Annotated in this window: 13 protein-coding genes; 6 read left to right on the forward strand and 7 right to left on the reverse strand. The window is 51.5% G+C overall.

Going from position 1 to position 13549, the window contains the following annotated elements; genetic code table 11:
• Positions 1 to 77 precede the first annotated feature (77 nt).
• The 5 genes from ACLJRU_RS04745 to yeiP all read right to left on the reverse strand — a co-directional run bounded on the left by ACLJRU_RS04745 (position 78) and on the right by yeiP (position 5464).
• Entirely contained in the window at positions 78 to 1634 is a 1557-nt protein-coding gene (locus tag ACLJRU_RS04745; protein ID WP_000957749.1) for a cyclic di-GMP phosphodiesterase, read from the reverse strand.
• A gap of 324 nt (positions 1635 to 1958) precedes the next feature.
• On the reverse strand, positions 1959 to 2531 hold the full coding sequence (gene mepS / locus ACLJRU_RS04750) for a bifunctional murein DD-endopeptidase/murein LD-carboxypeptidase (RefSeq protein WP_000241015.1): 573 nt from the start codon (positions 2529 to 2531) through the stop codon (positions 1959 to 1961).
• 413 nt (positions 2532 to 2944) lie between these two features.
• Complete coding sequence (locus ACLJRU_RS04755) at positions 2945 to 3664, reverse strand: phosphatase PAP2 family protein (protein ID WP_000178097.1); 720 nt, start codon at positions 3662 to 3664, stop codon at positions 2945 to 2947.
• A gap of 29 nt (positions 3665 to 3693) precedes the next feature.
• Complete coding sequence (locus tag ACLJRU_RS04760; protein ID WP_024148659.1) at positions 3694 to 4680, reverse strand: CobW family GTP-binding protein; 987 nt, start codon at positions 4678 to 4680, stop codon at positions 3694 to 3696.
• A gap of 211 nt (positions 4681 to 4891) precedes the next feature.
• Positions 4892 to 5464 carry an elongation factor P-like protein YeiP gene (yeiP, locus tag ACLJRU_RS04765; RefSeq protein WP_001540456.1) on the reverse strand — a complete coding sequence of 191 codons (573 nt, stop codon included), beginning with the start codon at positions 5462 to 5464 and terminating at the stop codon, positions 4892 to 4894.
• A gap of 323 nt (positions 5465 to 5787) precedes the next feature.
• On the opposite strand from yeiP, the gene ACLJRU_RS04770 reads away from it, so the two are divergent.
• The 3 genes from ACLJRU_RS04770 (at position 5788) to ACLJRU_RS04780 (ending at position 7219) form a co-directional block, all read left to right on the forward strand.
• On the forward strand, positions 5788 to 6042 hold the full coding sequence (locus ACLJRU_RS04770; RefSeq protein WP_010989043.1) for a YkgJ family cysteine cluster protein: 255 nt from the start codon (positions 5788 to 5790) through the stop codon (positions 6040 to 6042).
• Between the two features lie 387 nt (positions 6043 to 6429).
• Entirely contained in the window at positions 6430 to 6552 is a 123-nt protein-coding gene (locus tag ACLJRU_RS04775; protein WP_001540455.1) for a membrane protein, read from the forward strand.
• Between the two features lies 1 nt (position 6553).
• A complete protein-coding gene (locus ACLJRU_RS04780) occupies positions 6554 to 7219 on the forward strand; it encodes a GNVR domain-containing protein (protein ID WP_001213889.1) in 666 nt (221 codons plus the stop codon).
• A gap of 64 nt (positions 7220 to 7283) precedes the next feature.
• Here the strand turns inward: ACLJRU_RS04780 and setB are convergent, their stop codons facing one another.
• Entirely contained in the window at positions 7284 to 8465 is a 1182-nt protein-coding gene (setB, locus tag ACLJRU_RS04785; RefSeq protein WP_000551934.1) for a sugar efflux transporter SetB, read from the reverse strand.
• 368 nt (positions 8466 to 8833) lie between these two features.
• Between setB and fruB the strand changes: the two genes are divergently transcribed.
• The 3 genes from fruB to fruA are packed head-to-tail and all read left to right on the forward strand — an operon-like array spanning position 8834 to position 12607.
• Complete coding sequence (fruB, locus tag ACLJRU_RS04790) at positions 8834 to 9964, forward strand: fused PTS fructose transporter subunit IIA/HPr protein (protein WP_000487287.1); 1131 nt, start codon at positions 8834 to 8836, stop codon at positions 9962 to 9964.
• Complete coding sequence (gene fruK / locus ACLJRU_RS04795; RefSeq protein ID WP_000091249.1) at positions 9964 to 10902, forward strand: 1-phosphofructokinase; 939 nt, start codon at positions 9964 to 9966, stop codon at positions 10900 to 10902. Before fruB ends, fruK begins: the two co-directional genes overlap by 1 nt.
• Before the next feature lie 16 nt (positions 10903 to 10918).
• Positions 10919 to 12607: a PTS fructose transporter subunit IIBC gene (gene fruA / locus ACLJRU_RS04800; protein WP_023235072.1), complete on the forward strand. Its 1689-nt coding sequence runs from the start codon at positions 10919 to 10921 to the stop codon at positions 12605 to 12607.
• A gap of 64 nt (positions 12608 to 12671) precedes the next feature.
• On the opposite strand, the gene nfo is transcribed toward fruA, so the two are convergent.
• Entirely contained in the window at positions 12672 to 13529 is an 858-nt protein-coding gene (gene nfo, locus ACLJRU_RS04805; RefSeq protein WP_023235071.1) for a deoxyribonuclease IV, read from the reverse strand.
• Between the last annotated feature and the right edge of the window lie 20 nt (positions 13530 to 13549).

The raw sequence follows: 13549 nt of genomic DNA on the forward strand, positions 1-13549 counted from the left end.
GCTGCAAACCGGCAGGCGTTTCGCTGAATAATAAGTGACGTTGCGTCTGATGTGAATCCGTTAAAACCGTAAGGGGACTACCATTCAGGCACGGAAGGCGCCGACATCCACAGCACGAAATCTTTTAGGGGTAAAGGACGGCTAATCCAGTACCCCTGCAAGTAATTAACACCGTGATCGCGTAGCCAACGGGCCTGCTCCGGCGTTTCAACGCCCTCGGCCACCGTCAGCATATTCAGGCGTCTGGAGAGCGTCAGCACGGTATCCAGAACCGGAGACGTGACGGTTTCCGTGCCGATCGCCTGGATAAAACCGCGATCGATTTTCAGATAATCTAAAGTAAATCGCTCCAGATAAATCAGGGCGCTATGGCCTGTACCGAAATCATCTATAGCGATTTCAAACCCGGCGGAATGCAGCCATTCGAACAGTTTGGCCGCTTCATACTGCTGGAGCATATCGCGTTCAGTGATTTCCAGCACGATATGAAAATGGTGCGCGGGCAGGGCGTCCTTGAGCCGGTGCATATCCTCTTTAAAACTGTCGCTGTGCAGATGTTCCGGCGCGATGTTAATGCCAAATTTGGCACCGACGGGCATCACCTTCTGTAACGTGGGCGCGTCGCGGGCGATCAGCTCGAACAGATGCTGCGTTAACGGTACGATAAGTTGCTGCGCTTCGGCATAGTGGATAAAGGCATCCGGCGGAATCTCTCCTGCCGTAGGGTGACGCCAGCGCAGTAAGACTTCAAGTCCGGTGACGCTCAGCGTACGAGTATCGACGACGGGCTGATAAACCACATAAAACTGCTCGTGTTTGATCGCCGTTAAAATCTCTTTGCCTGGTCGCGTCCGGAGGGCATAGATAAAGTAACAGATAAACCCTGCTACGATGCCGCTAATGCAGCCCAGCATCAACGCATACCACAAGTCATTGTAGGTCCAGCTATCGGCATAAAGCTGTATTTTAAGCGGCAGGCCGTTGATAGTTGCCTGTCGTGATGGCGTGCCCGGCAGCTCCGCGACGGTCAGCAGACGCGAAGAAAAGGTCGACAGCGCGGTATTGCCGACAATCAGCGCGATGCCGTTAAAATCGTCCTGGCGCGTGGTATAGAGTAAGTAGGGCGTCAGGTTAATATTCAGCGATGTGAATACGCCGCTGTCATTTAATAATGGGTTTCGATACCAAATCACCATTGTCGGTTTGTTGGGCATCATTGGCGTGCCGGGCAGAATCGCCATAGCAACGTCTTTGCGGATATCTATATCCGGTACCAGTTGCTGAAGCGGCATATTCATGGCGCCAGTGGCGGAAGAGCAGAACACTTTTTTATCTTTAATCAATAAGAAGGCGCGGACATTAAGGCTAAAAGCGGCTCTTGAGGTGAGTTCTGCGCCAACCTGCTGACAGGTGTTGATCGTCAACGGCTGAAGAATATCGGTGGTGGCTTTCAGGTCGGCGAAATAGCTGGCCAGGTAATGTTGTACATCAGAAAGGAGCGTATTGTATTTAACATCCCGTTTATGCCACGACAGGAAAAATTGCAGGCTACCAATAAGTAATGCTGCCGCTATCCCCGTAATGATACAGGTAAGCAGGATTTTCCGACCGGAAGAGGAGTCGCGTGTAAGCATAATTCCTGGTGTGACCTGAAAAGGCGGATGCCGGTTAAACTGGTTGATTTATAAGACTATAGCCTGGATTACCCCGGATAGTCATGCTTTTCGTGATGTGCAGGAAAGCGTATTGTCGCAGTAGCCGTTGGGGGAAACGACCTGAATGTCTGATGGCGCTATGTTTATCAGACCTACATTCGTGTGTTATAGGCTGGATAAGAGGCGACACGTCGCCATTCGGCAAAACGGGTTCAGAAGGGATAATAAGCAAAAGCACTGCCGAAGCAGTGCTTTTTATGTCGTCTCATCAGGTAAGCCAAGGGAGGTGCTGCCTGATGAAGATTAACTGCGGCTCAGAACTCGACGCGCTTCATTGTAGCGTTTTTTCCAGTACGGTTCGTTCATACTGGAGATAATGACGCCGCTACTGGTAGACGCATGGACAAACTGGTTATTGCCGATATAAATACCGACATGACGACCAGTGGAGCCGGCGCGGAACAGAACCAGATCGCCCGTACGCAGGTTATTGCGTGAAACCGCTTTGCCCATTTCCTGCTGTTCATAGGTTGAACGCGGAAGCTCTAAACCAAACTGTTCACGGAAGGTGCGCTGTACAAAGCTGGAACAGTCGACGCCTTTCTTAGTGCTGCCGCCCAAGCGGTAACGCACGCCTTTCCAGTCAGCATACTGATCCATAATCCGCGACTTAACGTCGAGGTTACGCACCATATTTTCAAATTCATCCTGAGAGGCTTGCAGTGAAGAGCTATCGCTATTGCCCACAGCATGCGTCTCAGAATGCATATTCTTTGCGGTATTGGTGGTTGTGCTACAAGCAGAAAGCAGAACCGCAACTGCAATCGCAGGAATCCCGCGCAAAATATATCTCAAAATCGGTTGAGATTTGACCATGTTGTTTGTTTTCCCTTGAAGTCCTTAACGATAAATATCGTTATAAAAATGCCAAACGTGATGAGACTAATCACCTGCACAGCTTGAGACAATTCTTTGTGCACAAATCTGTGGCGGAACGCACAAATTTATTCGCAATGAGAATAATTATCTGGCGAGGCAAAACGAGTTTGAGATTACCCGATTGTTGCTGTCATTGCGAGCGATTTCGCGTGATTTTTTATAAGAATTTATGATACGAAAAGTGAACTATCAGCACGGGTCAAATTAAGCGCAAATCGTTTAAAAATCGGGCAACCCGTTCATTTTGCAGAGGAATAATATGACCGAAAAATGATGGGCTGGGGGAATATCATCATAAATTACCTTCAACGATGTAAAACTATCGCTGAAGGTAATGTTAATTACATAGGTTATTTGTTTAAAATTTGTTTATTTCCGCCCGGGAGATAATTCTCAAAAAGCGCTATCGCCCGGTCGCTGAGCGGGGTCATCAGCCACCAGGGGAGGCCAATCAAAATAACCGTGAGCGACCCGACCACAATATCGGTGAACCAGTGAGCGCCAATCATAACGCGCGGAAACGCGAAAACCACAAATATAATAAGGGCGATAATCCCCGCCGTTTTGCCGAAATAACGCAGCATAAAGGCGGAAAATATCAGCAGCATCATACCGTGATCGCCTGGGAAACTGTCTTTTGACGCGTCTTTTGTCGGGATGTGCAGCAACTCGCTGACGCGATAAATATGCTCAAAAGAGAGCGTTGGGCTGGCGCGCTTGACGGGGATCAGCGCCTGACCGAGTTGGTTAAGCACCACCGCTGTTAGCAGCATGACCAATCCGATTATCACAATGCGCCGCCGGCCCGACGCGTCTTCTTTTAGCCATAAACTGAGCATCAGTCCGCCCATCGCCAGCAGCGAACAGCCGTCAAACGCCCGATTATTGGTAATAGCGACCCACCAGAGGAACGCGTGGCTTTCCACCAGTTTCTGGTTAAAGAAGTGGAATATGCCGGAATCAATGGTGAACCAGAAACCGTGATTGACGGGAAGATACCATGACAAAAACAGCGCCAGACCGGCGGCATTAAGCAGAATTATCAAGGAATAGCGGGTTTTCATCGTCATTTCGCCATAGTTTTTAAACGGTGGCAACCTTACGCGTGCGTCGCTAAACGAAGCTTCAACAAGGCCGTCTGTAACGTATTCCAGTCGGTTTCTGTGTTTGAGATAAGTTCAACCCGGCTATCCGGCGGCGCGACACTCTGTGTTTCGATGTGCAGGTCATCGCCCTGGCGATTGATGCGTACCAGCCCCTCTTGTATGCGCATAACGCCTTTCACCCGGCCCACCGGCGCCAGACGCGCCCATTCGAGTAGGCCAATGGTGTCAAACACGGTATCGGCATCGAAAATCCAGCCGCAGGCCTGATGACCCTGTCCGCTATTGAGGCTGCGTCGCCAGCGCTGCTGGGCGGGCAGATTTAGCGCGGCGAGTCCTTTTTTACTGGTATGAGTGTGAGAATGCGCGGCGCTGGCCGGCAGTTCCGCCAGATTTTGTCGTGGTAAATCAAGAAGCTTACCGTCTATCTGTCCATGTTCGGCATGAATCAGTTGACGATCGCCGCCGTACTGTCGCCACCACTGTTGCAGGGCGGCATCGCTCTGCGCCGTGGCGCGATCGGTCTTATTGGCGATGATAATATCGGCTGAGGCGAGCTGATCGCGGAAATTTTCATTGGCGACGCTCTGTTGGTCCAGTAGCAGGCGAGGGTCAAGGATGCAGAGCGTGGCGCGTAAATCAATCCACGGCTCATAAACTGGCGCAGTTAATAAATCCAGAATCTGTTTTGGGTGTCCCAGTCCGGTTGGTTCAATCAGCAACCGGTCAGGTTTGCCCTGGCGCAGCAGCGTGTTGAGCCCCACCTGTATAGGCAATCCATTGACGCAGCACATGCAGCCGCCGGGGATCTCTTTTAGCAGTGCGCCGCTGTCGGCAAGCAGCGCGCCGTCAATACCCACTTCGCCAAATTCATTGACCAGGACGGCCCATTTTTCAGCCGGATCTTTATGAGCTAATAAATGAAGGATAGAGGTGGTTTTTCCGCTACCGAGAAATCCAGTAATAAGATTGGTTTTGGTCACGTCAGCTCCAGAATATTGATACAACATAACAACTTTAATAATCCTGGCGAATAAACGTGAAAAAGAGAAGGGCTGAGTTGACGAAGTCGTGCTTCTGCCATCTTAAGAGCAGAAAATGTTAAATTTTTAACGTTTCTCTTTCCGGGCGCAGAACAGTCAATAAATAAAAGGGGCAGACTGCGCCCTGGGGCGCAGCCGAAAAATGTGAAACTTAATCCGCGCGCCCCATATAACGGCGCTCTTCGATATGAATGCGGATTTTCTCACCTGCGCTCAGGTATTCGGGAACCTGAATCACCAGACCGGTGCTTAATGTCGCAGGTTTGTTACGTGCGCTGGCGGACGCTCCCTTAATACCCGGCGCGGTTTCGACGATTTCCAGATCCACGGTCTGCGGAAGCTCTAGCACCAGCAGTTGGCCGTCCCAGGTCAGAACCTGCATATCCGGCATTCCGCCTTCAGGCATAAACAGCAACTCTTCTTCAATCTGATCTTTGGTGAAGGTATACGGCGTATAGTCTTCTTTATCCATGAACACATATTCGTTTCCATCGACATAAGAAAAGTCAACGCCGCGACGGCTCAGGGTGACGGTATCAACGATATCGTCGCCTTTGAAACGTTCTTCCACTTTCAGACCGGTGCGGACATCGGAAAAACGCATTTTATACAGTGTGGCGGCGCCACGGGCGGTAGGCGACTGAATGTCGATATCTTTCACAATCAGCAATTTTCCGTTGTAGTTCAGTACCATACCTTTTTTGATTTCGTTCGCTCTTGGCATCGAGGAGATCCTGTTGTAGAGATTATCTAAAATATCGCGTAAAACTACTCGCGGCGGGCCGTCCAGGCAAGTGGAATTGTCACTTTTGCTGGTGCAAAAAAGGTGATACTGTTCGCCCGCTTTCCGCTCCGCGTTCAACGAGAATACGCGATGGCATGTCGCCCGGAGGGGGGAAGTGTGCTGTGTTGTCCCTTCTGTTTCCAGCCTTGTCTTCGGAATGTCTGAGGGCAGGCCTGATCATGATGACGTCCACATTTTAAATCTGGATTTTTCTTTGGACAAATTCTGTTATCTTTCATTTGGTTATAAATAGAGGGCTGAGCATGGACTGTCGTAGCGGCTGTGGCGCTTGCTGTATTGCGCCTTCAATTTCGTCGCCGATACCCGGAATGCCGTATGGCAAGCCGATGAATACCAGATGCGTGCAGCTTTCGGAAGATAACTTGTGCCTTATCTTTGGCTCGCCTTTACGCCCAAAAGTGTGCTCTGGTTTGCAACCGACAGGGGACATGTGTTTAACGACCCGGGAAGAGGCCATTATTTATTTGCTGGAACTCGAGCAGAAAACCTTACCATGAGCTAAGCCGTTTTTGATAAACGTGCAGGGGCTTACGTTATATCCCGAAATAGTCTGCAAAAGCTGCGCCTCAAATTACCTCCTTTTACCATTAAATAGCGTAATACATGCTTCCCTTATTTCGTGGCTTCTGAAGCGGTAGATGTCGCCGCTCAACCCCGTTGGTGCCTGAACGTGTACCGAATAAACCGTCACATAAAACAAAAACGATCAATTTTATTTATATGATAGCTTTTATCTATTAAAAAGAGGGATTTTGATCGATTTTAATTATTTATAACGATCGATATAATGAATTTGATAGTTTATATCTATAATTGATGTATTTACCGATCGATATAACCAGTGTGAATGTGTTGTTATTTTCCTTTAAAATACTCGAATTCTTATGTGTGGGTTTTATCTTATGAAGAAATATACGTTCGCAGCCAGGGCGTTTATTTTTACGCTGGTGTTGCTTTTTGTTATTTCAGTATTCGGGTTGACTATTAGCGTTTTAAGAGGGATGTGAAATGCGGGGAGAAAATAGTGAAATTGATTTAGTCGACGTTTCCTTATTCCTTATAAGAAAATGGCTAAGTATCGTGATCGCTACCTTTATTTTTGTCGCCATTGGCTATGTTTTTGTGAGCGTGCAGCATGATACAAAGGTTGTGAGTATTACGATCAAACCTAATCTGGATACGCCTGCTACCTATGCGTTATGTGGCTATACTAATGATATTCAATGTAAAACAACGGTTATCCTTAACCAGTTTAGCCGTTTCTTGCCTGCGAACTATAAAAATAAAATAAGTTTTGACGCGAAAAAACAGCTTGTTCTTTTTAAGGCGCAGGGGAGGGAAGAAAGGGTCAATAATATTATTTCCACCCTGAAAAATAGTGTCGATAAAATGGCAGCATGGTATATCGATGATGGTGACATTAAACGTTATAGTGTGCATAAAAATATGTTGCAAACGGAAACATATGCAAAGCTATCATTGTTGTCGGAGGCGGTTAAAAATAATGCTAACATTGAAGTGATAGATGTTGCTGTAACACCAAAATATAAGATGCGGCTGGTGTTGGTCCTTTGCGGGCTGATGGGCGTAATTTTCTCAATAACCGGTCTTTTATGTAGGAGGGCGCTTACAGAATATCGTATTGAGAAAAAGACAATGAATGACCGCGCATGAACATTGCGCAGTGATAAACTCTGCGCTGAAATGTGTCGAAGAGTAAAAGTATCAGGCTTGCAAGTTAAACATCTTTAATACGCGCCAGGCAGAACATGGTGGCGACAATCATGACTAACGCAAACCAGAAGACCGCATGATAATTCCAGATTTCTGCGGCGATTCCTGCCAGCGAACCGGCAATGATCCAGCCGACGCGAATGGTATTGGTATACAGCGTGGTGGCTGAACCCGCCTGGCCTGGCATGAGATCCTGAAAATAGAGCATGCCAATCCCGCCAAGAATGCCGATGTAAATCGCGTTCAGCAACTGCAAGCCGAGCAACGTCGCCGGCGCGTGCGCCAGCAACATACCCGCATAAAAGCACAGTCCGGCGACAACGGCGATGCACATTAACAGGCGTTTTCCCAGCCGTTTGGCGAAGTAACCTGCAATCAGCATTGTGGGAATCTCCAGCCCGGCGGCGGTGCCCATCATCACGCCTGCAAGTTTTTCCGGAAGATGCAGCTCATTGATGATAAACAGCGGCATATTAATGATATACAGGCTGTTAGTTCCCCACATTAACGTACAGATGACAAACAGCAACAGCGTATCGCGGCGATTACGACGCGGTGCTTCCAGCGTGCCGGTTGCCAGCGGCGCATCTTTGCGCATTGACGGTAAAAAGAACCACACCATGACGCCGCAGACGATAAAAGCTACCGCCGCGCTCAAATACATCACCGTAAAGCTAAAACCCATCGCCAGCGCATAGGCCAGCGGCGGCCCAATGACCCAGGCCAATGAGACCTGGGCGCGGAGGATTGAGCTGAACATCACCGCTTCACGACCTGTACGATCGGCATGTTCACGGGCCAGCGCAAACATCTGCGGGTTGGCGGTAGAGCCGAAGCTACTGAGAAAGACGCCGATGAACAGCAAAATAAAGTAGTTGCGGTTCCAGGCAAACAACACGCAGGCCAACATGCCCAGCACGCAACAGAAAACGATCAGTTTTTTGCGATCGCCTTTTTTATCTGAGCGACCCGCCAGAAACTGGCTCACGATAATGCCGATAACCGCGCTGCCGGTAAAAAAGAATCCCACCATGCCGGGGCGGGCGTGAACCTCATCCGTCAGAAAAATACTGAGCGTCGGCGTCTGTAACGCACCGGCAATACCGGTGAGAAAAGCGACGATCAAAAAGGCGGTAGACGTCAGGTCAAACGATTTAGGCGCAGCGGCGGCGGGACTGTTGTGCATGTTTCTATATCAGTGGTGTGAAGAGAGGCGGAGTTTACGCTGCCCGTCAGAAAATAAACAGGCGTCTGAATCAAAATCGACACGAAAAATCAAAATAGCATTCCAGTTTGTTACCAGGGCGTGCTGACGCAAGCTGAAAGAAAAAAGCTGAAGCCTTTTATGCGTCAGCTATTGAGGGTCTGTTGGAGAAAAAATGTGCTTCACCTCAAAAAATTACTACAAAACCGGTAACTTTTCTTGCGTGCTGAAGCAGAAAGATCCAGACTTCTTGAAACGTTTCAGCGCGATCTGGTTTTTTTGATAACTCAGATTGGCGCTTTTTTTCTCATAGTGGCTGAATCGTTTCAATTCAGCAGGAGAGGAGACACATGTTCCAGTTATCGGTTCAGGACATTCATCCGGGCGAGCAGGCCGGAAATAAAGAAGAGGCCATTCGGCAAATCGCCGCCGCGTTAGCGCAGGCGGGGAATGTGGCGGGCGGCTATGTTGACGGTATGCTGGCGCGCGAACAGCAAACCTCGACCTTTCTTGGCAATGGTATTGCGATTCCCCATGGCACAACAGACACGCGCGATCAGGTGCTGAAAACCGGCGTCCAGGTCTTTCAATTCCCGCAGGGCGTTACCTGGGGAGAAGGCCAGGTCGCCTACGTGGCGATTGGTATTGCCGCCAGTTCGGACGAACACCTCGGCCTGCTGCGTCAGCTGACGCATGTGCTAAGCGATGACTCCGTGGCTGAACAGCTGAAATCCGCGACAACGGCGGAAGAGCTGCGCGCATTGCTGATGGGCGAGAAGCAAAGTGAACAATTAAAACTTGATAACGAGACGATGACGCTGGATGTCATCGCCAGCTCGCTGGTCACATTGCAGGCGCTAAATGCGGCGCGTCTGAAAGAGGCGGGAGCGGTTGATGCGGCGTTCGTCGCAAAAACGATTAACGATAGTCCGATGAATCTGGGACAAGGCATCTGGCTGAACGACAGCGCGGAAGGCAATTTGCGCAGCGCTGTTGCGGTAAGCCGTGCGACCCAGGCGTTTGACGTAGAGGGTGAAAAAGCAGCCTTATTAGTCACTGTCGCGATGAACGATGAGCAGCCGATTGCCGTGCTAAAACGCCTCGGCGACCTGTTGCTGAACAATAAAGCCGATCGTCTGCTGAGCGCTGACGCCGCGACGCTGCTGGCGTTGCTGACCAGTGATGATGCGCTGACGGATGACGTACTGAGCGCGGAATTTGTAGTGCGTAATGAGCATGGTCTCCATGCCCGTCCGGGCACCATGCTGGTGAATACGATTAAACAATTTAACAGTGAAATTACCGTGACAAACCTTGATGGAACCGGCAAACCGGCAAACGGACGTAGTCTGATGAAAGTGGTGGCGTTAGGCGTGAAGAAAGGCCATCGTCTGCGCTTTACCGCGCAGGGTGAAGATGCTGAACAGGCGCTGAAAGCGATTGGCGATGCGATCGCCGCCGGTCTCGGGGAGGGCGCATAATGAGCAGGCGTGTTGCCACCATTACCCTTAATCCGGCTTACGATCTGGTTGGGTTTTGCCCTGAAATCGAACGCGGCGAAGTGAACCTGGTGAAAACCACGGGTCTGCACGCGGCGGGCAAAGGCATTAACGTTGCCAAAGTGCTGAAAGACTTAGGCATCGACGTCACCGTCGGCGGTTTTCTCGGTAAAGATAACCAGGACGGTTTTCAGCAATTATTCAGCGAACTGGGCATCGCTAACCGCTTTCAGGTGGTTCAGGGCCGGACCCGCATCAACGTGAAGCTGACGGAAAAAGATGGCGAAGTGACCGACTTCAACTTTTCCGGCTTTGACGTGACTCCCGCAGACTGGGAACGCTTTGTTAACGACTCCCTGAGCTGGCTGGGTCAGTTCGATATGGTCTGCGTCAGCGGTAGCTTACCGGCTGGCGTGAGTCCGGAAGCGTTCACCGACTGGATGACGCGTCTGCGCAGCCAGTGTCCATGCATTATCTTTGATAGTAGCCGTGAAGCGTTAGTCGCCGGTCTTAAAGCTGCGCCGTGGCTGGTGAAACCGAATCGCCGCGAACTGGAAATTTGGGCGGGTCGTAAGCTCCCGGAAATGAAAGATGTGATTGATGCGGCGCACGCGTTACGCGAACAGGGTATCGCTCATGTGGTGATTTCGCTGGGGGCGGAAGGCGCGCTGTGGGTTAACGCCTCAGGAGAATGGATCGCTAAACCACCGGCAGTGGACGTGGTAAGTACCGTCGGCGCAGGCGATTCCATGGTTGGCGGATTGATTTACGGCCTGCTGATGCGCGAGTCCAGCGAACATACGCTGCGTCTGGCGACGGCGGTTGCCGCGCTGGCGGTCAGCCAGAGCAATGTGGGTATTACCGATCGTCCTCAGTTGGCCGCAATGATGGCGCGTGTCGACTTACAACCGTTTAACTGACAGCAGGAGAGGCATAATGAAAACGCTGCTGATAATTGACGCTAATCTCGGCCAGGCTCGCGCTTACATGGCGAAAACCCTGCTTGGAGCGGCGGCGCATAAAGCAAATCTGGAAATTATCGACAATCCGAATGATGCTGAGCTGGCGATCGTGCTGGGCGAATCTCTGCCGCACGACAATGCTCTGAACGGCAAAAAGGTTTGGCTGGGGGATATTGGTCGCGCCGTCGCGCATCCGGAACTGTTTCTGAGTGAAGCCAAAAGCCATGCGACCCCTTACAGCGCCCCTGCTGCGGCTGCTCCTGCGGCGAGCGGCGGTCCGAAACGCGTGGTCGCGGTAACGGCCTGCCCGACCGGCGTCGCTCATACTTTTATGGCGGCTGAAGCCATTGAAACAGAAGCGAAAAAACGCGGCTGGTGGGTAAAAGTCGAAACGCGCGGCTCCGTGGGGGCCGGCAATGCCATCACCCCGGAAGAGGTGGCGGAAGCGGATTTAGTGATTGTGGCGGCGGATATCGAAGTGGATCTGGCGAAGTTTGCCGGTCTCCCGATGTACCGCACGTCGACCGGCCTGGCGCTGAAAAAGACGGCGCAGGAGCTGGATAAAGCCGTAGCGGAAGCGACGCCGTATCAACCGGCGGGTAAGGCATCGCAAGCGGCGACCGAAGGGAAGAAAGAGAGCGCTGGAGCATACCGGCATCTGTTGACGGGCGTTTCTTACATGCTGCCTATGGTGGTTGCCGGGGGACTGTGTATTGCACTTTCCTTCGCCTTTGGTATTGAAGCCTTTAAGGTGCCGGACACGCTGGCGGCGGCGCTGATGCAGATTGGCGGCGGTTCGGCGTTTGCGCTGATGGTGCCGGTACTGGCGGGTTATATCGCTTTCTCCATCGCGGATCGCCCAGGCCTTACGCCAGGTCTGATTGGCGGTATGCTGGCGGTTAGCACCGGTTCCGGTTTTATCGGCGGGATCATTGCCGGCTTCCTTGCCGGGTATATGGCGAAGCTTATCAGTACCAAACTGAAACTTCCGCAAAGTATGGAAGCGCTGAAGCCAATCCTGATCATCCCGTTAATTTCCAGTCTGGTGGTGGGGCTGGCGATGATTTACCTGATTGGTAAACCGGTTGCCGGGATTCTGGAAGGGCTCACCCACTGGCTGCAAACCATGGGGACGGCAAACGCGGTGCTGCTGGGCGCGATTCTCGGCGGGATGATGTGTACCGACATGGGTGGCCCGGTGAACAAAGCGGCGTATGCGTTTGGTGTTGGTCTGCTGAGTACGCAAACTTACGCGCCGATGGCGGCGATCATGGCCGCAGGTATGGTACCGCCGTTAGCGCTGGGTCTGGCGACGATAGTGGCGCGCCGTAAGTTCGACAAAGCGCAGCAGGAGGGCGGTAAAGCGGCGTTGGTGCTGGGGCTGTGCTTTATCACTGAAGGCGCTATTCCGTTTGCGGCACGCGACCCGATGCGTGTACTGCCGTGCTGTATCGTTGGCGGCGCGTTGACCGGGGCCATTTCTATGGCGGTAGGCGCAAAATTGATGGCGCCGCATGGCGGTCTGTTTGTTCTGCTTATCCCAGGCGCAATTACGCCGGTATTGGGATACCTGCTGGCAATTGTGGCCGGTACGCTGGTGGCAGGGCTGGCTTATGCCGTCCTGAAACGTCCGGAGACGGAAGTCACGGCAAAAGCGGCATAAGAGAAACACGCTAAAAAAGGCAGAGCGCGCTCTGCCTTTTTTATTGCCTGAAGAACATTGAGCGTCAGGCCATCGCTTCGGCAATTTGCTGGGCTTTTAACCACGCAATCTCTTCCGCCCAGATATCAGGATTGATGGTCTCCAGTATCAGCGGAATACCGTCAAAATGCCCATCCTGCATAATCCAACGAAACGCATCGTGGCCGATATTGCCTTCACCCAGACTGTGATGGCGGTCAACGCGGCTACCGAAGGCGCTTTTGGCGTCGTTCAGGTGCATTCCGCGCAAATACTGAAATCCGACAATTTTCCCGAATTCGGCGAATGTTTTTTCGCACGCCTCTGGCGTACGCAGATCGTATCCGGCGGCAAAGGCATGGCAGGTATCGATACAGACGCCAACGCGCGACTTATCTTCCACGCCGTCGATGATGGCGGCTAACTGCTCAAACTCAAACCCCAGATTACTGCCCTGACCGGCTGTATTTTCGATAACCGCCGTAACGCCCTCGGTCTGCGCGAGGGCAATATTGATGGATTCCGCGATCCGCGCCAGGCAATCCTCCTGTGCAATCTGCATCAGATGGCTACCGGGATGAAAATTAAGCAAGGTTAAGCCGAGTTGTTCACAGCGCTGCATTTCATCGAGAAAGGCATCGCGTGATTTTTCCAGCGCTTCACTGACCGGATGGCCCAGATTAATCAGGTAACTATCGTGGGGAAGAATTTGCGCCGCCGAGAAATGATACTTTTCACAGGCGATTTTAAAGTCATCAATGACCTGGGGAGTAAGGGGGGCGGCACGCCACTGACGCTGGTTTTTTGTGAAAAGCGCAAAGGCCGTTGCGACAATTTCAGCCGCGCGGGCAGGGGCGTTAGCCAGACCGCCAGCAGCGCTGACGTGCGCTCCGATGTATTTCATAAAAGACTCCTGTTAAACCC

Source organism: Salmonella sp. SAL00653 (genome assembly GCF_046552515.1).
GTDB lineage: Bacteria > Pseudomonadota > Gammaproteobacteria > Enterobacterales > Enterobacteriaceae > Salmonella > Salmonella enterica.

Excerpts from the sequence above, each read along its gene's own strand:
- ACLJRU_RS04745 (WP_000957749.1), bottom strand. The coding sequence starts at position 1,634 with ATGCTTACACGCGACTCCTCTTCCGGTCGGAAAATCCTGCTTACCTGT.
- mepS (WP_000241015.1), bottom strand. The coding sequence starts at position 2,531 with ATGGTCAAATCTCAACCGATTTTGAGATATATTTTGCGCGGGATTCCT.
- ACLJRU_RS04755 (WP_000178097.1), bottom strand. The coding sequence starts at position 3,664 with ATGACGATGAAAACCCGCTATTCCTTGATAATTCTGCTTAATGCCGCC.
- yeiP (WP_001540456.1), bottom strand. The coding sequence starts at position 5,464 with ATGCCAAGAGCGAACGAAATCAAAAAAGGTATGGTACTGAACTACAAC.
- ACLJRU_RS04770 (WP_010989043.1), top strand. The coding sequence starts at position 5,788 with ATGGACTGTCGTAGCGGCTGTGGCGCTTGCTGTATTGCGCCTTCAATT.
- ACLJRU_RS04775 (WP_001540455.1), top strand. The coding sequence starts at position 6,430 with ATGTGTGGGTTTTATCTTATGAAGAAATATACGTTCGCAGCCAGGGCG.
- ACLJRU_RS04780 (WP_001213889.1), top strand. The coding sequence starts at position 6,554 with ATGCGGGGAGAAAATAGTGAAATTGATTTAGTCGACGTTTCCTTATTC.
- setB (WP_000551934.1), bottom strand. The coding sequence starts at position 8,465 with ATGCACAACAGTCCCGCCGCCGCTGCGCCTAAATCGTTTGACCTGACG.
- fruB (WP_000487287.1), top strand. The coding sequence starts at position 8,834 with ATGTTCCAGTTATCGGTTCAGGACATTCATCCGGGCGAGCAGGCCGGA.
- fruK (WP_000091249.1), top strand. The coding sequence starts at position 9,964 with ATGAGCAGGCGTGTTGCCACCATTACCCTTAATCCGGCTTACGATCTG.
- fruA (WP_023235072.1), top strand. The coding sequence starts at position 10,919 with ATGAAAACGCTGCTGATAATTGACGCTAATCTCGGCCAGGCTCGCGCT.
- nfo (WP_023235071.1), bottom strand. The coding sequence starts at position 13,529 with ATGAAATACATCGGAGCGCACGTCAGCGCTGCTGGCGGTCTGGCTAAC.